Source organism: Massilia sp. (assembly GCF_032106685.1).
In the GTDB taxonomy this organism is placed as follows: Bacteria; Pseudomonadota; Gammaproteobacteria; order Burkholderiales; family Burkholderiaceae_D; genus Telluria.
The window spans coordinates 86,523-105,978 of sequence record NZ_DAMCPG010000004.1; the positions used below are offsets into that span (position 1 = coordinate 86,523).

A 19,456-nucleotide genomic window follows, 5' to 3' on the forward strand; every position below is an offset into this window, starting at 1 on the left:
TGTCCGATTATTTCTTTTGCGCTGCGAACAGCGCGTCCAGTTTCTGCTCGAAATCGTGATAATTGATGCGCTCGTAGAGTTCGGCGCGGGTCTGCATGGTGTCGACCACAGCCTGCTGGCTGCCGTCGCGGCGGATCGCCGTGTAGACGTTCTCGGCCGCCTTGTTCATGGCGCGGAAGGCCGACAGCGGGTACAGCACGATGCCGACGTCCGCGGTTTTCAACTCGTCGACCGTGAACAGCGGGGTCGAGCCGAACTCGGTGATGTTGGCCAGGATCGGCACGCCGACGGCTTTCGCGAACTGCGCGTACATCTTGAGGTCGGTCATCGCTTCCGGGAAAATCATGTCGGCGCCGGCCTCGACGCAGGCGACCGCGCGGTCGATGGCCGCGTCGATGCCTTCCACGGCCAGCGCATCGGTGCGCGCCATGATCACGAAGTTCTCGTCGGTGCGGGCGTCCACGGCTGCCTTGATGCGGTCGACCATCTCCTGCTTGGAGACGATTTCCTTGCCCGGACGGTGGCCGCAGCGCTTGGCGCCGACCTGGTCTTCGATATGCATCGCGGCGGCGCCGAACTTGATCATCGACTTCACGGTACGGGCGACGTTGAAGGCCGAGGAACCGAAGCCGGTGTCGACGTCGACCAGCAGCGGCAAATCGCAGACGTCGGTGATGCGGCGCACGTCGGTCAGCACGTCGTCCAGGTTCGAGATGCCCAGGTCCGGCAGGCCCAGCGAGCCGGCGGCGACGCCCCCGCCCGACAGGTAGATGGCCTTGAAGCCGGCGCGCTTGGCCAGCAGGGCGTGGTTGGCATTGATGGCGCCGACGACCTGCAGCGGCGATTCTTCCTGGACGGCGCGGCGGAACAGCGCGCCTGGCGATTGGATCATGGTCTCTCCTGGTGGTTCGCAAACGATTGCACAATGATGCATGTTCTTTTGCAAGGACCGTGCCAGCGGCGCCGGCACTGCTTGGGCTCCCTGAAAGCCTGATAGTTCAGGCGTTTAGCGTCAAGCAGCCTGCTGCGTCAAGCAAGGCGATGTTGCACATGCGTTTCACGGTGAAACATCTGAAACAACGATGCGTTACAATTGCAACATGCGCCCTCTCTCCCCTCTTCCCCAGGAAGTCGACAAGCCGGTGATCTGGACCGTCTCGGTGTCGCGCCTGTCCGACCTGTTCCGCGACATCACCCTCGAGTACGACCACCTGGCCACCATCGAACCCATCAACCTGGGCTTCGACGAGGCCGCGCGCCACATCCGCGAACGCATGGCGAGCGAGCGCTGCGACGTGGTGATCGCCGCCGGCTCGAACGGCGCCTACCTCAAGGGCCGGGTCTCGGCGCCGGTGGTGGTGGCCAAGGCCAGCGGCTTCGACGTGATGCAGGCGCTGGCGCGGGCACGCAAGGCCTCCAGCCGCATCGGCGTGATCAGCTACCAGCAGCCGCTGCCCGAGCTGGCCGACTTCAGCGCCACCTTCGGCATCCGCATCGCCCAGCGCACCTATGTGACGCGGGAAGACGCGCGCGCCGCGATCAAGGAAATGAAGGCGGCCGGGATCGAGGTGATCGTCGGCGCCGGCCTGATCGCCGACCTGACCGAAGAAGCGGGCCTGGGCAGCGTGTTCCTGTACTCGGCCGCGTCGATCCGCCAGGCCTTCGACGATGCGCTGGAAGTGGCGCGCCTGACCCAGCTGGAAGCGAACCGCATCCGGCGCGGCCCCGCCAGCGAACCGCGCCGCGCCCGGCGCGGCCTGAACGACCTGCGCGGCGAGTCCGAGGCGATGGAGCGGCTGCGGCAATCGGTGGTGCTGTATGCGCGCTCGCCGGCGACCGTCCTGATCCAGGGCGAGACCGGCAGCGGCAAGGAGCTCGTCGCCCAGGCGATCCACCGCGAGGGCCCGCGCAGCCTGGGCGCGAACCGGCCTTTCGTGGCGGTGAACTGCGGGGCGATCGCGGAGTCGCTGCTGGAATCGGAACTCTTCGGCCACGAGGAAGGCGCCTTTACCGGCGCGCGCCGCGGCGGCCATGCCGGGCTGTTCGAGGCGGCGAACCGCGGCACCCTGTTCCTGGACGAGATCGGCGAGATGCCGCTGCCCCTGCAGACGCGCCTGCTGCGGGTGCTGGAAGAGCGCGAGGTGATGCGGGTCGGCGGCACGCGGCCGGTGCCGATCGACGTGCGCGTGATCAGCGCCACCCACTGCGACCTTGAAGCGCGGGTGCGCGAAGGACGCTTCCGCGCCGATTTGTTCTACCGGCTGGCGGTGCTGCGCCTGGCGCTGCCGCCGCTGCGCGCGCGCCTGCTTGACATCGCGCCGCTGGCCGAGTGGTCGCTCAAGCAGTCGCTCGCCGCGCTCGGCGCGCGGCCGCACCCGAACCTGCATGCCGAGCTGGCGGCCTGCGCGCCGCTGCTGGAACGCTATGCCTGGCCGGGCAACGTGCGCGAGCTGCGCAATTTGATGGAACGCCTGGCCCTGTTCCTGGCGGCCGAGCCGCTGCAGGCCTTGAGCCCGGCCTTCCTGCTGTCGGTGGCGCCCGAGCTGGGGCAGGCCGCATCGCAGCCCACATCGCAGCCCACATCGCAGCCGGCATCCGGTCTCGTCGCGGGCGCTATGGCGGCGCCGGCGCTGGAGACCGCCGCCGAGGTCGTCGCCCGCTTCGGCGGCTCGCGCGAGGCCGCCGCACGGCACCTTGGCATCAGCCGCACGACGCTGTGGCGGCGCTTGAGGGCAGGCACCTAAGCATTGCGATCAGAGACGGCACATCCGGCCGCCGTCGACCAGCAGCGACGCGCCCTGGATGAAGGCGGCTTCGTCGGAGGCGAGAAAGGCGATCGCGGCGGCCACGTCCGCGGGCTTGCCGACCTCGGCCGGATCGATGTGCTCGGCGCCGGAATGCACTTCCGGGTTATTCCACAACATCGGCGTGTCGATCGCGCCGGGCAGGATCGCGTTGACGCGGATGCCCTTGGGGATGCCTTCCAGCGCCGCCGAGCGGGTCAGCGACAGCATGGCGGCCTTGGCCGCGGCATAGGGCGCGACCCGGGGCTCGGTTTCCAGCGCGTGGACGCTGGAGACGTTGACGACCGCGCCCCCAGGCCGCATGTGCAGGAAGGCCTGCTTGATGAAGTAGAAGGCGCCGAGCAGGTCGACCCGCAGCACCTTGCTCCAGTCGTCCCCGCTCAAGGCCTCGATCGGCTTGAACATCATCAGCCCGGCATTGTTGACGACCGCGTCGAGCCGCTTGAAACGCCGCATGACCTGCTCGACGGCGCTCGCCACCTGCCCCTCGTCGCCGACGTCGCACACCGCTTCCAGTACCTGCTCGTGGCCATGCCCGCGCAGCAGGTCGAACGCCGTCCGCAAGGCGGCGGCGTCGCGGTCGACCAGCACCACGCTGGCGTCCTCGGCGGCGAAGCGCAGCGCCGCGCTCAGGCCAATGCCGCCGGCGGCGCCGGTGACGAGGACCACCTTGTTCGAGAATCGCATGCTTGGCTCCCCCTCGGCCTTACTCCGCATTGCGCGGCGCGCTGGTGGCGGTCGCGGCATCAAGGGACGTGGGCGCGGGCGGACCGGCGAGCCCGGGGTAATCCTGGCCGAGGGCGACGGGCACCTGCAGGCAGACGCTCTGGGTCGGCAGGACTTCGGTCCAGTCGGCGATCAGGTCGCGGTAGGCCAGCCCGACCGGCCGCAGCTTGCGGTCGAGGTCGGCCAGGCCGAGGGCGTTGACGCGGCCATTGTTTTCGCGCAGGCCAGTGTCCCAGTCGACCTGGTCGGTCAGCGAATACCAGGTGAAGCCGACGATGGGCACGCCGTTGTTACGCACGCGCAGCACGTTCGCCCACTCCTTGCGCAGCCACTTGACCGCCTCGTCGCCGGCGGGTCCCTGGCACAGGTTGGTCTCGGTGTGCATCACGGGCAGGCGGTAGCGGTTGTAGTACTGGTGGGTGATCACAGCATAGCCGAAGATTTCGCCGGACGCCGTGGTCGCGCCATCGGCCGTCACGTGGTGCTCGTTGGTCTGGTAGTAATCGTTTCCCATCAGGCAGTGGTGCTTCAGGTTGTTGTTCAGGAAGAAGTGGTACTCGTCCCGGGTCATGCCGTTGTCGAGCAGGTATTCGTACATGGTGGAGTCGACGCGGCGGCCATAGTTCAAATCCAGCGACAGGAAACGGCGCGCGTTCATGGTTTCCGCCGGGCCGATGGCGGCGGGTTTCACGGCGTGGAAATACTCGGTCGATTCGCTCTGGATGAACAAGGCGTCCGGACGCACGCGCAGGATGGCGCGCATGGCCAGCAGGTTGGCCTTGACCACGTGTTTCAGGGCTGTGACGAAGCCCCTGTCGCTGTGCATCTGTTCGTTCCACCAGCCGTAGAGGGCGGAAAACAGCGCGCAGATCGACATTTCGTTGACCGGCGTGTAGAGCTGGATCCAGGGATAGCGCTGGGCGAACGCGCGGGCGTAGGCGGCGAAGATCTCGGGAAAGTCGGGGTTCTGGAAGTTGCCGAGAAAATCGGGCAAGCCGAAATGGCAGAGGTCGACGATGGCCACCAGGTTGCGGCGGCGCAGGTCGGGAAAGACGTCGTCGGCAAACGACCAGTCGTAGCGCCCGGCGCCCAGCAGGCTGGTGTGCAAGGGCGGGCCGTAGCGCAGGAAGCGCAGGCCGATCTCCTCGACCAGGTCGAAATCGCGCCGCCAGTGCCGGTAATGGCCACACTTGGCCATCTCGTCCATGCGGACGCGCCCGCCATCGATGGTCGGGATACTGTTTTCGATGCCGGTTGCAAAGATAAAGCCAGGTTGACTCGCTACCATATGCGGCCCCGCGCTCGCCGGGACGCTCTCGAAACGAGCACGATGCGCCGGCAGTCGATTGTAGCACGCAGCCCCGGTAGGACTCGCTTAACCGGGCCTGCCGGCGCGCGTGCGCCGGCGCAGGCTATAGATCATGAAGGCGACCACGGCCAGGTTGAGCGCGGCCAGGCTGGCGGGAAGCCAGCCGGGGCGGTGCACCAGCTCGTGCAGCTCGAAGGGCAGGTAGACGGCGCCGCTGGCGGCGGCAAAGCCCTCCCCCCAGGCGCGGCCGAACCACAGGCCGTAGGCTTCGACCATGCGCACGGCGGCATAGGCGAGCGCCGCCGCGGCCAGTTGCAGCAAGTGCGCGTCGTCGAGCCTGGCCGCATAGGCGAGGAAGATGCGCGGTATGTGGGACGCCGGATTCAGGTGGGCGTGCCGCACCAGGATCTCGGCAAAGTGCTGCACGTCCCGGTGCAGCAGCGAGAACAGGCCGAAACCGGTCAACAGGACGATCAGCCCCTTGGCGGCCTCAAGCATCGCGACGGCGCGCAGGCCCTGGGACAGGCGCACGCTCACGCCCGCGGCTTTGCCGAAGGCATGCACGCAGATACGCGTGCAGGCATGGCCGCTGTCATGGGGCGAAGACGCTGCACGGTCCCTGCGCTCAACGCACGCAGGTGACGTAGGCCTCGTCGCCGGCGGCCAGGTCGCTGGCCGCGCCGCTCAGCAGGTTGACGGTCGCATAGGTATTGGCGGTGGCGCCGGCGCTCTTGGTCCAGGCGTCGCCGCCCTTCCAGCCGCGCCCGTCCAGCTCGCCCGACGCGACCAGTTCGGCCAGCTCGTTCCTGGTCGGCAGGCGCCAGGCTTTCGCGCCCTGGATGGTCGTGTTCCTGCAGAACGCATCGGCCTTGGCCCAGCTCAGCTGGAAGGAAGCCGGCATCCACACGACTTCGCCGCGCGTGACGTAGCCGGCGGTGGTGGGCGGCGCTACGCAGAGGCCGTTCTCGCGCACCGATGGCGCTTCGCAGACGCGCGCGTTCACGGTCAGGGTCGTGCTGGTCGAGGTCGGATTGTAGCTGCCGCGCTCCCCCTGCCGCGCCGTAATGGTGGCGACGCCGGCCACGCCGATCGTCACTCTCTTGCCCTCGATCTTGGCCACCCGCGCATCGCTGCTGTCGAAGGTGAACGGCGCCGGGCTGTCCGACGTCGGCGCCACCAGGTCGAAAGGCTCGTCGCCCTCGGTCTTGGTGATCGGCGGGAATTCGCCGAGCTGGACGCCGTTGTCGCTGCAGGCGGCAAGCAGGAGCAGCGCGGCGGCCGCGGTCAGGGAGAGTCGCTGGAAGCGCATGGGTCTGGATGTCGGGGCAAGGAAGATGGGGCAGTATAGCATCAGCGAGCAACAATCATTGGCAAAATCGCATGCATTTCAGGTAACACGTTTGCGCCCGTCGAGCGCGCTTGCGGCCTGCCTATGCTTCATAAGCCCGTCTCATGAATCGCATACCAATATGAGATTATCTTATTAAACAAACAATGCGTTGACTGTTAAGCTTGGGCTCCTCGACGCTTCACGGCCGGTCGCGCTCACGCTTGGCGCCACTTCAAACGCTCGCCTGCCGATCGCCGTAAGATGTCTTGTTCTTCACGATCCGGCGCATATCCGCGCCCTCTTCTGGCGTTCGCGGCGCCCACAAGGCGCCTTCCTGGAGGCAACATGCAACGCAATCTGGAACACCCGTCCCACGCACCGGCGCAGGCGGCTATCTTCTCCCTGATCGGCAACACGCCGCTGGTCCAGGTCACCCGGCTCGACACCGGCCCCTGCCAGCTCTTCCTGAAACTGGAATCGCAAAATCCCGGCGGCTCGATCAAGGACCGGATCGGCGTGGCGATGATCGCCGCGGCCGAGCGCGACGGCCGCCTGCTGCCCGGCGGCACCGTGGTCGAGGCCACCGCCGGCAATACCGGCCTGGGCCTGGCGCTGGTGGCGCGCATCAAGGGCTACCGCGTGGTGCTGGTGGTGCCCGACAAGATGGCCGCCGAAAAGATCCTGCACCTGAAGGCCCTGGGCGCCGAGATCCACCTGACCCGCTCCGACGTCGGCAAGGGCCACCCCGAGTACTATCAGGACTACGCCGCGCGGCTGGCGCGCGAGATCCCGGGCGCCTGGTTCGCCGACCAGTTCAACAACCCGGCCAACCCGCTGGCCCACGAAACCACGACCGGCCCCGAGATCTGGCAGCAGGCCGGGCACGCGCTCGACGCCATCGTGGTCGGCGTCGGCTCCTCGGGCACGCTGAGCGGCCTGTCGCGCTACTTCGCCCGCGTCCAGCCGGAGCTGGAATTCGTGCTGGCCGACCCGCAGGGCTCGATCCTGGCCGAGTACGTCCAGACCGGGCAGGTGTCGACCGAGGCCGGTTCCTGGGCGGTCGAAGGCATCGGCGAGGACTTCATCCCCGGCATCGCCGACCTGTCGCGGGTGCGCAGCGCTTATACCATCAGCGACGAGGAAAGCTTCAACACGGCGCGCGCCCTGCTCCAGCACGAAGGCATCCTGGCCGGCTCGTCCAGCGGCACCCTGCTGGCCGCCGCCCTGCGCTACTGCCGCGCGCAGACCACGCCGAAGCGCGTCGTCACCTTCGTGTGCGACACCGGCACGCGCTACCTGACCAAGGTCTACAGCGACGGCTGGATGGTCGACCAGGGCCTGCTGCACCGCCCGCAACTGGGCGACCTGCGCGACCTGATCGGGCGCCGCTTCGATGCCGGCGAAGTCGTCACCGTGGCGCCGACCGACACCCTGCTCACCGCCTTCAACCGCATGCGCAGCAGCGACCTGGCCCAGCTGCCGGTGATCGACAACGGCCGCCTGGTCGGCATCATCGACGAATCCGATTTGCTGCTGCACGTGACCAGCGAACCCGGGCGCTTCAAGGCGCCCGTTTCCAGCACCATGACGGCGCAGCTGCAGACGCTCACACCGTCGGCCGGCATGATGCAGTTGCGCGACATCCTCGACCGCGGCCTGACCGCCGTCATCGCCGACGGCGAGCGCTTCTACGGCCTGATCACCCGCTTCGACCTCCTCAACCATTTGCGCAGGACCTTATCGTGACCGACTCCACCGACAAGCCGACCAACAAGCGGCATCTCGCCACCCGCGTCATCCACGGCGGCCAGTCGCCCGAACCCGCCACCGGCGCGGTGATGCCGCCGATCTTCGCCACCTCGACCTTCGTCCAGGAGAGCCCGGGCGTGCACAAGGGCCTGGACTACGGGCGCTCGCACAACCCGACGCGCTGGGCGCTCGAGCGCTGCGTGGCCGACATCGAAAACGGCGGCGCCGCCTTTGCCTTCGCCTCGGGCCTGGCGGCCATCTCGGCGGTGCTGGAACTGCTCCCTGGCGGCTCGCACATCGTCGCCGGCGACGACATGTACGGCGGCACCTACCGCCTGTTCGAACGGGTGAGGAGAAAAAGCGCGGGCCACGACTTCAGCTACGTGAACCTGGCCGATCCGGAAGCGCTGGCGGCCGCCATCAAGCCCGAGACGAAACTGGTCTGGGTCGAGACGCCGACCAACCCGATGCTGAAGCTGACCGACCTGGCGGCCATCGCGCAGCTGTGCCGCGAGCGCGGCATCGTCAGCGTCTGCGACAACACCTTCGCCAGTCCCATCGTCCAGCGCCCGCTGGAGTCCGGCATCGACATCGTGGTGCACTCGACCACCAAGTACATGAACGGGCACTCGGACGTGATCGGCGGCGTCGCCGTGGTCGGCCGGGAGCCGCGCCACGCGGCCTTGGGCGAGCAGCTCGGCTTCATCCAGAACGCGGTCGGCGCCATTCAAGGTCCCTTCGACAGCTTCCTGGTGCTACGCGGGATCAAGACCCTGGCCTTGCGCGTCGAGCGCAGCAGCGCCAACGCCCTGGCGCTGGCGCAGTGGCTGGAGCGCGAACCGAAGGTGCGCAAGGTGCATTACCCGGGGCTGGAATCGCACCCGCAACACGCGCTGGCGCGGCGCCAGATGGAGGCTTACGGCGGCATCATCTCGATCGAGCTCGACACCGACCTGGCCGGCGCGCGCCGCTTCCTGGAAAGCTGCTCGGTGTTCACCCTGGCCGAAAGCCTGGGCGGGGTGGAGAGCCTGATCGAGCATCCGGCCCTGATGACGCACGCGACCATTCCGCCGGCGCAGCGCGCGGAACTGGGCATCGGCGACACCCTCATCCGCCTGTCGGTCGGCATCGAGCACCTCGAGGACCAGCGCGCCGACCTGGCGCGCGCGCTCGCGGCGGTATAGTCGCCAGCTAGTCAGGCGGCGACCAGGGCCGGCAGCCGCGGCGCTGCGGCGGGCGCCTCGTTTTCCGGCGCGTCCGCCGCCTCGTCGGTTGCCTCGTCGCGCAGCCTGAAGGTGGCGACCAGGCGCGCCAGCTCGGCCGCCTGCGCGCGCATCGATTCGGCGGCTCCCCCGGCCTGTTCCACCATCGCCGCGTTCTGCTGGGTCGACAAGTCCATCTCGGCGATCGCCTGGCCGAGCTGGGCCACGCCGCCGGCCTGGCCGGCGCTGGCGGTGTCGATGGCGTCCAGGATCGCGGCGACGTCGCGCACGTGCGCGAGCATCGCGCGCATGGTGGCGCCGGCCGCGTTGGCGATGCCGGTGCCGGCCTCGATCTCGCCGGCGGAGCGGCCGATCAGGGTCTTGATTTCCTTGGCCGCCCCGGCCGAGTGCTGGGCCAGGCTGCGCACTTCGGCGGCCACCACGGCGAAGCCGCGCCCCTCGGCGCCGGCGCGCGCCGCCTCCACTGCCGCGTTCAGGGCCAGGATATTGGTCTGGAAGGCGATGCTGTCGATCATGCCCGTGATGTCGACGATGCGCGCGGCCGAGGCCTTGATCGCTCCCATGCGCGCGACCAGCTGCTCGACCGCCGCCGCGCCTTCGCCCGCGACGCTAGATGCCGCCTGGGCCAGCGCGTTGGCGCGCCGGGCGCTGGCATTGTTCTCGGCGATCGCATCCGTCAAGGCCGCCATCGCCGTCACGGTCTGCTTCAAGGCGCCGGCCTGGCGCTCGGTGCGCTGCGACAGGTCGTGGTTGCCGTCGGCGATCTCGTGCGAGGCGCAGTCGATCGCGACCGCGCCCTGCAGCACCTGGGCCACGGTGTTCGATACGCCGCCCGTCATGCCGTTCAGGGCGTCGAACAGGCGGCCGATCTCGTCGCTGCGATCGTGGGCGATGGTCGGGCGCAGGTCGCCGTGCGCGACCTGCTCGGCCAGGGCGACGGCCTGCTGCAGCGGGCCGACGATGTTCCGGGTCAGCAGCCAGGCCAGCAGCGCGCCGATGACGAGCGCGCCGGCGCCGAGCGCCAGCAGCAGGGCCTTGCTGAAGCTGGAGGCCGCGGCCGATTCCGCCGCCAGGCGATGTGCTTCGCCGCTCTCGTGCGCCAGCAGCGCCTCGAGCGCGCCGACCCGTGCCTGGTACGCCGGTTCCCAGCGCCTGGCGATGATGTCCTCCACGAGCTGGGTCTGGCCGAACTCCTTGGCGCGCAGCAGCTCGGCCTGGGCGGCGGCGAGGCTGGCCTTGCGCCGGCCGCTGGCGTCCAGCAGCGCGGTTTCGCGTTCGCTCGCGGGCAGTTTTGTCCACTTGGCCTCGATGGACTCGGCCTGGCGGCGCCCTTCGGCCAGCTGCGCCAGGAAGTAGTCGGCCAGCTCCAGGCTGTCGCTGCGCGCGACCGACAGCGTGCGCGAGCCGTTCAGGCGCTCCAGGCCCAGCAGGTCGGAGGCCAGCTGCTGCTTGGCCAGCTTGTCGTTCACCAGGTCGGCGGTGAGCGCGTCGGCCGCATGCATGCGCCACAGCGCATTCGACACGATGACGAGCAGGACCAGGGAGACGATGGCGAAGGCGCCGAGGATCTTGGTGCCGGTGTGGAGCTTGAAAGAGCGCATGCGGGTCACGGGGAGTGAGGATGCGCGCAGTGTAGGCCGGGAATGTGACGGCTTGATGAAGTGGAAAGTGTGGCTCCGATCGGGCGTTGAGACCGCGTGGACACAGGTGTCCACCCTACAAAACCGGAGTCACGAACGTCGGCAAGGGCGTAGGGTGGGTACTTGTACCCACCGTCATCACGATTCGAACTATCCGCGGCGTCCTCGGGACGCCGCGGATCAAACATCACCGCTTCAACGCCGGAATCGCCGCCGGCTTCCACGGCTTGACCGGCTGCTCCTTCATCTTGTTCTCTAGGAGCTCGATCGCCACTTCCAGCTGGCGGTCGCGCCCGTTGAAGGTCTCGTGCGGCAGGTTGTCGACCTCGACGTCGGGGGCGACGCCCACGCCTTCGATCAGCCACTCGCCGTCCGCCCCGAACTGGCCGAACTCGGCCACGCGCGCCATGCCGTTGTCGCTCAGGCCGGTCGAGTCGCTCAGCCAGACGCCGGCGCCGGCGGTGCGCTTGCCGACCAGGGGCCCAAGCTTCAGGGCCTTGATGCCGGCGGCAAACGTCTCGCCGTCGGAATAGGTCAGCTCGTCCACCAGCACGACCAGGTGGCCGCGGAAGGTGTTCTGCATGTTCGACTGCGGCTGTTTGCCGTTCGAAGACCAGAAGGCCCAGGAGCGGCGCAGCAGCTTCTCGATGATCCAGCTGTCGATGTTGCCGCCGTTGTTGCGGCGCACGTCGATGATCAGGCCTTCCTTGTTGATGTTGGCGTAGAAGTCGCGGGCAAAGGCGTTGATGTCGCGCGCGCCCATCGCGCGCAGGTGCAGGTAGCCGATCCGGCCCTTCGAGGCGGCGTCGGCCTGCTGGGCCCTGCCCTGCTCCCAGTCCGAATAGCGCAGGCTGGCGTGGCGCATCATGGATACCGGCGTGACGATCACCGAACGCGGCTTGCCGCCAGGGCTCTTCACCTGCAGCAGCACCTGCTTGTCGGCCTGGTCGAGCAGCAGGTCGGCGATGTCGCGCGCCTCAGGCAGCGACTTGCCGTTGACCATCGTGATGACGTCGCCTTCCTTGACGTCGACGTCCGGCGCCGACAGCGGCCCGGCCTCCGACGGCAGTTCCGGCTCGCTGCGGTAGACGCGGTCGACGCGGTAGCCCTCGCCGGTGCGGGTCAGCACCGCGCCCAGGCTGGACGGCGTGCCCTCGCTCGGGGCGCGGCGCACGTCGCCCGGACGGATCTGCGAATGCAGGGCGCCGACTTCGCCGACCATCATGCCCAGCACGTCGTCCAGTTCGGCGCGGTCGGTGACGCGCTCGACCAGCGGCGCGTAGCGGGCGCGCACGGCCTTCCAGTCGACGCCGCGCATGTTGGCGTCGTACAGGAAGTCGCGGTGCATGCGCCGGGCGTCGTTGAACATCTGGACCCATTCCATGCGCGGGTTCGAGCTCACCGCCCAGTCGTCGACCTTGACCTTGGCGCGGGTGAGATCCGCCGGGGCCTTGGCGCCGGCGTCGACGATCAGCATGTCGCCCGGCGTGCCCTTGGCGTAAGTGCGGTAGAAGATGTGCTTGCGGTCCTGGGTCAGGCCGAACTCGCGCACGTTGGCGACGAAGGTCTCGGGCTTCGGCGCGTTGCGCGAGATCTCCAGGGTCTTGAGCGTGCCCTTCTGGCCGTCGTCGGAATCGAGGAGGTAGAGGCGCTTGTCGTCGAGCGCCAGCGCGCGGTAGTTGCCCGGTGCGACCGGCACCTCGTAGAGGCGCTCGCGCAGGCCGGCATAGACGATCGCCGGCGTCGGCGCCTTCGGCTTGTCCTTGCCGGCGACGCTGGCGCTCGCGGCCACGGCAGCGGCAACCGCCGCGCTCTTCTCGGCATCGTCGGCGCCGGGCGCTTTGATCGCTTCGCGCGCCGCGGCCTCGGGCGACTTCTCTTCCGGCTTGGTCAATTCGTCTTCCGGCTTGAACGGGAAGCGGGTCCCCGGCTGCAGCGCCAGCGCGTAGACGCCGACACGGTTATCGAACACCGGCCCCATGTTGCGGTCGCCCCAGGGCGAGTTGTTCCCCAGGTTGAAGTGGCGCGCCGACAGGAAGTAGAGCCACTTCCCGTCCGGCGAGAAGGCAGGCGAGCTGGACTCGAAGCGGTCGGTCGTGACAAAGCTCATCTGGCGGCTCGCCAGGTTATACATGCCGATCTGGTTGCGCTGCTCCATGCTGCCGACGCGCACGAACGCCAGGTTGCGGCTGTCGGGCGACCACACGACCTGGTCGGGCTGGTCCAGGCCGGCTTGGCCGGCGTCGTCGATGACGACGTTGGTCTTCTTGTCGAGGTCGAGCAGCCAGGTGCGGCCCTTCTTGTCGGTGTGGGCCAGCCAGCGGCCGTCCGGCGACGGATACAGGCTGGAACGGTGCGAGGCGCCGTCCATGGTCAGGCGCTCGCCCTTGCCCGAGCCGTCCGCCGCATAGCGCCAGATCTCGTTCTCGCCGCTGGCGTCGACGATGGCATAGACCCACTTGTCGTCGTGGCTGAAGACGGCGCTGCGGGCGCGCGCGCCATCCGGCACCGCGATCTCGACGCGGCGATAGCTGCCGGTGCCGGCGATCGTCACCCGGCCGCGCGCGGTGATCACGATGCGCTCGGCCTTGTTGGCCAGCTCGATGCCGGTCAGCGCATCGAGCGGCGACTTCACGCGGCGCAGGCGCTGCTGGTCGAAGTCCGACAGCAGGCTGGCGTTCAGGCGGGTGTCGCCGCCGCTGGCGATGTCGAACACGCGCAGGTCGGCGCCGAGCTGGTAGGCGATGCGCCCGTTGCCCAGCGAGGCATTGCGCACGTCCCATTCCTTGTGGTTCGTCAGCTGGCGGCGGTCGGAACCGTCCGGGTTCGAGGTCCAGATGTTGTCGGCGCCGCCGGCGTCGCTGATGTAGTAGAGGCGCCCCTGCCACCACATGGCGCGGCGGTTGTTGGCATTGTCGCCTTTGAACAGCTGCTGGGCCTCGCCCTTCGATCCCAGCTCGTAGCGCCACAGCTGGGCGGTGGCCCCGCCGCGGTAGGACTTGACGTTATCGTTCGTCATCGTCAGGCCCATGCGCGTGAACCAGACGGTGCGGCCGCTGTCGTCGAGCACGGCATCGTTGGCGTCGGCCAGCGGCAGTACGCGGCGCGTCATCTTGACCGGGTCGAGCGCGGCCACGACGCGGTGCTTCGATGGCCCGACCGAGTTCTCGGTGCTGACCAGTACCTCGCCCTGCGCGGTCCAGCCCAGCACGGTGACGCCGCCGTTCTCGAAGGTGATGCGCTTGGGCAGGCCGCCCTCGAGCGGCATCACATAGGCTTCCTGCGCGCCCTCGTAGGAAGCGGCGAAGGCCACGAACTTGCCGTCGTGCGAGATGGCGGCGTGGGTTTCCGCATTCGGGTGGGTAGTCAGGCGCGTGGCCTTGCCGCCGTTCACGGTCGTGCGCCAGAGGTCGCCCTCGGCGGTGAAGACGACGGTGTCGCCGCGCACGGCGGGGAAACGGAAGTAAGGGTCGGCGGCGGCAGCCTGGCTGCCGATCAGCGCCAGCGACAGCGCGAGGATGGTGCGGGAGACGTTCATGGACACGGTGGCAAAGGTTGCAAAAGAGCATCAGTTTGCCACAGTGCGCGGATGCGTTGACGTGCATACAAGCAAAAAAACCTGCCCACCCCGCTGCGTCGAACCGTATCGATGGCTCGGGAAATAACCGTAGGGTGGGCGCCCCGTGCCCACGCGTTACGTGTTGGCCCGGGGTTGCTTACCGCGACTTTTCACTCCGTCGCCTTACCATGACGACGAGGGCCAACGAGATGCCTCATGAGACCTTCCGGAGATGGGATGTGTGTGCGCACATGCGAACATCAATACGGCTCGTCGTTCCGCGTGGGCACAGGGCGCCCACCCTACGAAGCTCGCGCTATTCGCCGCCCATAAAAAAACCGCGCACAAGGCGCGGTTTCTTGGGAGAGACCGGAATTACTCGATCTCGACCGTCTCGGCCGGGGCCGGCGGCGGCAGGGCGTCGCCTTCCGGGAACTCGAGGATGACGTCGTCCTTCTCGTTCAGGTCCACGGTCACGCGGCCACCGTTGACCAGGCGGCCGAACAGCAGCTCGTCGGCCAGGGCCTTACGGATCATGTCCTGGATCAGGCGCGACATCGGACGGGCGCCCATCTGCGGATCGAAGCCCTTCGAAGCCAGGAACTTGCGCAGCTTCTCGGTGAAGACGGCTTCCACCTTCTTCTCGTGCAGCTGCTCTTCCAGCTGCATCAGGAACTTGTCCACGACGCGCAGGATGATGTCCTCGTCCAGCGCACGGAAGCTGATGATCGCATCCAGGCGGTTGCGGAACTCCGGCGTGAACATGCGCTTGATGTCGGCCATCTCGTCGCCGGTCGCACGCGCATCCACGAAGCCGACCGAACGCTTGGTCAGGCTTTCGGCGCCCGCGTTCGTGGTCATGATGATGATCACGTTGCGGAAGTCGGCCTTGCGTCCGTTGTTGTCGGTCAGCGTGCCGTGGTCCATCACCTGCAGCAGGATGTTGAAAATGTCCGGGTGGGCCTTTTCGATCTCGTCCAGCAGCAGCACCGCGTGCGGCTTCTTGGTGATGGCCTCGGTCAGCAGGCCGCCCTGGTCGAAGCCGACGTAGCCCGGCGGCGCACCGATCAGGCGCGACACGGCGTGGCGCTCCATGTACTCGGACATGTCGAAGCGGATCAGCTCGATGCCGAGGATGAAGGCCAGCTGCTTGGCGACCTCGGTCTTGCCGACGCCGGTCGGACCCGAGAACAGGAAGGAGCCGATCGGCTTGTCCTGCTTGCCCAGGCCCGCGCGCGCCATCTTGATGGCCGATGCCAGCGCGTCGATCGCCGGGTCCTGGCCGAAGACGACGTTGCGCAGGTCGCGGTCGATCGTCTGCAGCTTGCTGCGGTCGTCCTGGTTGACGGTCTGCGGTGGAATACGCGCGATCTTGGCGATGATTTCCTCGATCTCGGTCTTGCCGATGGTCTTCTTCTGCTTCGACTTCGGCAGGATGCGCTGGGCCGCGCCCGCTTCGTCGATGACGTCGATCGCCTTGTCGGGCAGGTGACGGTCATTGATGAAGCGCGCCGCCAGTTCGGCCGCGGTCGACAGCGCCGACGACGAGTACTTCACGCCGTGGTGCTCTTCGAAGCGCGACTTCAGGCCACGCAGGATCTGCACGGTCTGCTCGACCGACGGCTCGTTTACATCCACCTTCTGGAAGCGGCGGGAGAGTGCATGGTCCTTCTCGAACACGCCGCGGAATTCCGTGAACGTGGTCGCGCCGATGCACTTGAGCTGGCCGTTGGCCAGGGCCGGTTTCAGCAGGTTCGAGGCGTCCAGCGTGCCGCCCGATGCCGAGCCGGCGCCGATGATCGTGTGGATCTCGTCGATGAACAGGATGCCGTTCGGCGTGTCCTTCAATTGCTTGAGGACGGCCTTCAGGCGCTGTTCGAAGTCGCCGCGGTACTTGGTGCCGGCCAGCAGCGCGCCCATATCCAGCGAATACACGACGGCATTCTGCAGGATCTCGGGCACGTCTTCCTGGACGATGCGCCATGCCAGCCCTTCCGCGATCGCGGTCTTGCCGACGCCGGCCTCGCCCACGAGCAGCGGATTGTTCTTGCGGCGGCGGCAGAGGATCTGGATCACGCGGTCGACTTCCTCTTCGCGACCGATCAACGGATCGATCTTGCCGTCGGCGGCCGACTTGTTCAGGTTCTGGGTGAACTGGTCGAGCGGGCTTTCCTTCGTCGCGCCTTCGACCTGCGCCTCTTCCACGCCTTCCGACGCCTTCTGGCTGTCGATCTGCTGGTCCTTGCGCACGCCGTGCGAGATGAAGTTCACCACGTCGAGGCGGGTCACGCCCTGCTGGTGCAGGTAGTAAACGGCATGCGAGTCCTTCTCGCCGAAGATCGCGACCAGCACATTCGCGCCGGTGACTTCCTTCTTGCCGTTCGACGCCGACTGCACATGCATGATCGCACGCTGGATCACGCGCTGGAAGCCGAGCGTCGGCTGGGTGTCGACCTCGCCCGTGCCCGGCACGGTCGGGGTGTTGTCACCGATAAAATTGGTCAAGGTCTTGCGCAGATCGTCGATGTTGACGGCGCATGCACGCAGGACTTCAGCGGCCGAGGGATTATCGAGGAGCGCAAGCAGCAGGTGCTCCACGGTAATGAACTCGTGCCGTGCCTGTCGAGCTTCGACAAAGGCCATGTGTAGGGATACTTCAAGTTCCTGCGCAATCATACTTCCTCCATCACGCACTGCAGGGGGTGCCCTGCCTTACGCGCATGCGTTAAGACAAACTCCACTTTGGTACACGCTATATCTTTGGAAAACACGCCGCACACGCCTTTGCCGTGACGGTGTACGGAAAGCATGATCTGCGTCGCTGTCTCGCGATCCTTGTTGAAGTACTCCTGAATGATAGCGACCACGAACTCCATCGGCGTGTAGTCGTCATTCAGCAACGCCACCTGATACAGGGGCGGTGGTTTTACAATCTGCCGCTCCAGCAGCTGTTCGGTATCGTGCTTGGTTGCCATGGACGTATTCTAATGCTTTCAAGGATGATGCCAAGCGTAAAGATCAGATCACCTCGATCAGTTCACTTCGACTCGCCTTCATCTTACTTGTTTTCCGTTGAAAGCGCAGATGGCGTTCCGATTGCAGAAATCAAGAGCTGGCTTTGCAGGTCGTGTGAAGAATTTAGCAACACATCGATCAAAGGGCTTGACTTACAAGATTAGTCCATCAACAATGCAAACATTGACTTGTACTTATGTACTTGTTGATAAGAAGTGAGCAGGCTGAGGAGGGGGCAAGAAGCTTCTTGCTTTTATGGCTCGTGTGATTTGTTTAAATTTGAAAGTTCTTTTATGGCAACTGGTACTGTTAAGTGGTTCAATGATTCCAAAGGCTTTGGCTTCATCACTCCAGATGACGGCGGCGAGGATCTGTTTGCACACTTCTCCGCAATCAACATGAACGGTTTTAAGACCCTCAAAGAAGGTCAGAAAGTCCAATTCGAAGTCACGCAAGGCCCTAAAGGCAAGCAAGCTTCCAACATCCAGGGCATGTAATCATCCCTGCGGAAGCACGCGAAGAACCCCGCCCAGGCGGGGTTTTTTTTACCTATCTATTTGGATAGGGCTATTCTCTCGCATATGGGCCCTGCCCTATAAAAGAAAAGCCCCGCCTTTCATGGCGGGGCTTTCGATTCAGATCAAATGATTGCGTGATTATTGCATCTGCTCGATCATCACCTCGCCAAAGCCCGAGCACGATACCTGGGTTGCGCCTTCCATCAAACGGGCAAAGTCATACGTGACGCGTTTCGACTGGATCGCCTTCTCCATCGCCGAAATGATCAGGTCGGCTGCCTCGGTCCAGCCCATATGGCGCAGCATCATTTCGGCCGACAGGATCAGCGAACCCGGGTTCACGTAATCCTTGCCGGCATACTTCGGCGCGGTGCCGTGGGTGGCCTCGAACATCGCAACCGAATCCGACATGTTGGCGCCCGGCGCAATGCCGATGCCGCCGACCTGGGCCGCCAATGCGTCCGAGATATAGTCGCCATTCAGATTCAGGGTAGCGATCACGCTGTACTCGGCCGGACGCAGCAGGATCTGTTGCAGGAAGGCGTCGGCGATCGAATCCTTGATGACGATGTCGCGTCCGGTCTTCGGATTCTTGAACTTGCACCATGGGCCGCCGTCGATCAGTTCGGCGCCGAATTCGCGCTGCGCCAGGGCGTAGCCCCAGTCGCGGAAACCGCCTTCGGTGTACTTCATGATATTGCCCTTGTGAACCAGGGTCACCGAGGGCTTGTCGTTGTCGATTGCGTACTGGATCGCCTTGCGCACCAGGCGCTCGGTGCCTTCGCGCGAGACCGGCTTGATGCCCAGGCCCGAGGTCTCCGGGAAGCGGATCTTCCTGACGCCCATTTCATTGGTCAGGAAGTCGATCAGTTTCTTGACGCCTTCCGAGCCTTCGGCCCATTCGATGCCGGCGTAGATGTCTTCCGAGTTTTCGCGGAAGATGACCATGTGGGTCTTTTCCGGCTGCTTCAGCGGCGAGGGCACGCCGGCGAAATAGCGCACCGGGCGCAGGCAGACATAAAGGTCGAGTTCCTGGCGCAGCGCCACGTTGAGCGAGCGGATGCCGCCGCCGACCGGCGTGGTCAGCGGGCCCTTGATCGAGACCACGTATTCCTTGACCGCGTCCAGGGTTTCGGCCGGCAGCCACACGTCCGGGCCGTAGACATTGGTCGACTTCTCGCCGGCGTAGATTTCCATCCAGCGGATCCGGCGCGACCCGCCGTAGGCCCTGGCCACCGCCGCGTCGACCACCTTGAGCATCACCGGGCTGATGTCGATCCCGGTGCCGTCGCCCTCGATGTAGGGGATGATCGGGTGGTCCGGTACATTCAGCGAGAAGTCGGCGTTGACGGTGATCTTCTGGCCGTCGGCGGGTACGTTGATATGCTGGTACATCGTGTTCTCCAAAATGGTCGCACGGCGGGTCGCACGGCGCTCTGCAATGCCGCGGCCTCAGGCATGGCCTGCGAACTGCATTACAATAGTGGTTGCGAGTCTTGTATAAGACATCATGTTGTCTCTTGCATTATGCACCAGTATCGTGCCCCGCGCCACGCCCGGCACCCCGTCCCGATTTCCTCACC

Annotated in this window: 14 protein-coding genes; 4 read left to right on the plus strand and 10 right to left on the minus strand. The window is 66.3% G+C overall.

Annotated features, from left to right (window positions below):
* Positions 1-7 precede the first annotated feature (7 nt).
* Positions 8-892: a methylisocitrate lyase gene (prpB, locus tag RT688_RS04215; RefSeq protein ID WP_313703596.1), complete on the minus strand. Its 885-nt coding sequence runs from the start codon at positions 890-892 to the stop codon at positions 8-10.
* 208 nt (positions 893-1,100) lie between these two features.
* Between prpB and prpR the strand changes: the two genes are divergently transcribed.
* Entirely contained in the window at positions 1,101-2,744 is a 1,644-nt protein-coding gene (prpR, locus tag RT688_RS04220) for a propionate catabolism operon regulatory protein PrpR (RefSeq protein WP_313703597.1), read from the plus strand.
* Positions 2,745-2,753: 9 nt separating this feature from the next.
* Here the strand turns inward: prpR and RT688_RS04225 are convergent, their stop codons facing one another.
* The 4 genes from RT688_RS04225 to RT688_RS04240 all read right to left on the minus strand — a co-directional run bounded on the left by RT688_RS04225 (position 2,754) and on the right by RT688_RS04240 (position 6,148).
* Positions 2,754-3,491 carry an SDR family NAD(P)-dependent oxidoreductase gene (locus RT688_RS04225; protein WP_313703598.1) on the minus strand — a complete coding sequence of 246 codons (738 nt, stop codon included), beginning with the start codon at positions 3,489-3,491 and terminating at the stop codon, positions 2,754-2,756.
* A 19-nt stretch (positions 3,492-3,510) separates the two neighbouring features.
* Positions 3,511-4,818: a family 1 glycosylhydrolase gene (locus RT688_RS04230; protein ID WP_313703599.1), complete on the minus strand. Its 1,308-nt coding sequence runs from the start codon at positions 4,816-4,818 to the stop codon at positions 3,511-3,513.
* Positions 4,819-4,905: 87 nt separating this feature from the next.
* Positions 4,906-5,403 carry a DUF2127 domain-containing protein gene (locus RT688_RS04235; RefSeq protein ID WP_313703600.1) on the minus strand — a complete coding sequence of 166 codons (498 nt, stop codon included), beginning with the start codon at positions 5,401-5,403 and terminating at the stop codon, positions 4,906-4,908.
* Between the two features lie 61 nt (positions 5,404-5,464).
* The gene (locus RT688_RS04240) at positions 5,465-6,148 is read right to left on the minus strand and encodes a DUF1566 domain-containing protein (RefSeq protein WP_313703601.1); all 684 of its coding nucleotides are present in this window, start codon (positions 6,146-6,148) and stop codon (positions 5,465-5,467) included.
* 366 nt (positions 6,149-6,514) lie between these two features.
* Between RT688_RS04240 and RT688_RS04245 the strand changes: the two genes are divergently transcribed.
* Both RT688_RS04245 and RT688_RS04250 read left to right on the plus strand, forming a co-directional pair.
* Positions 6,515-7,915, plus strand: a complete 1,401-nt coding sequence (locus tag RT688_RS04245; protein WP_313703602.1) for a cystathionine beta-synthase — start codon at positions 6,515-6,517, stop codon at positions 7,913-7,915.
* Positions 7,912-9,102: a PLP-dependent aspartate aminotransferase family protein gene (locus RT688_RS04250; protein ID WP_313703603.1), complete on the plus strand. Its 1,191-nt coding sequence runs from the start codon at positions 7,912-7,914 to the stop codon at positions 9,100-9,102. The genes RT688_RS04245 and RT688_RS04250 overlap by 4 nt, the downstream gene beginning before the upstream one ends.
* A gap of 11 nt (positions 9,103-9,113) precedes the next feature.
* Here RT688_RS04250 and RT688_RS04255 read toward each other — a convergent pair whose 3' ends face one another.
* From RT688_RS04255 to clpS, 4 genes are all read right to left on the minus strand, one after another.
* Complete coding sequence (locus tag RT688_RS04255; protein ID WP_313703604.1) at positions 9,114-10,742, minus strand: methyl-accepting chemotaxis protein; 1,629 nt, start codon at positions 10,740-10,742, stop codon at positions 9,114-9,116.
* Positions 10,743-10,968: 226 nt separating this feature from the next.
* A complete protein-coding gene (locus tag RT688_RS04260) occupies positions 10,969-14,319 on the minus strand; it encodes a S41 family peptidase (protein WP_313703605.1) in 3,351 nt (1,116 codons plus the stop codon).
* A 396-nt stretch (positions 14,320-14,715) separates the two neighbouring features.
* Positions 14,716-17,016: an ATP-dependent Clp protease ATP-binding subunit ClpA gene (clpA, locus tag RT688_RS04265; RefSeq protein WP_313703606.1), complete on the minus strand. Its 2,301-nt coding sequence runs from the start codon at positions 17,014-17,016 to the stop codon at positions 14,716-14,718.
* On the minus strand, positions 17,013-17,315 hold the full coding sequence (gene clpS / locus RT688_RS04270) for an ATP-dependent Clp protease adapter ClpS (RefSeq protein WP_312549969.1): 303 nt from the start codon (positions 17,313-17,315) through the stop codon (positions 17,013-17,015). The genes clpA and clpS overlap by 4 nt, the downstream gene beginning before the upstream one ends.
* Positions 17,316-17,648: 333 nt before the next feature.
* Here clpS and RT688_RS04275 point away from each other — a divergent pair, with 333 nt between their 5' ends.
* Entirely contained in the window at positions 17,649-17,852 is a 204-nt protein-coding gene (locus RT688_RS04275) for a cold-shock protein (protein WP_020653506.1), read from the plus strand.
* A gap of 159 nt (positions 17,853-18,011) precedes the next feature.
* Here RT688_RS04275 and icd read toward each other — a convergent pair whose 3' ends face one another.
* Positions 18,012-19,268 carry an NADP-dependent isocitrate dehydrogenase gene (gene icd, locus RT688_RS04280; RefSeq protein ID WP_313703607.1) on the minus strand — a complete coding sequence of 419 codons (1,257 nt, stop codon included), beginning with the start codon at positions 19,266-19,268 and terminating at the stop codon, positions 18,012-18,014.
* Positions 19,269-19,456 lie beyond the last annotated feature (188 nt).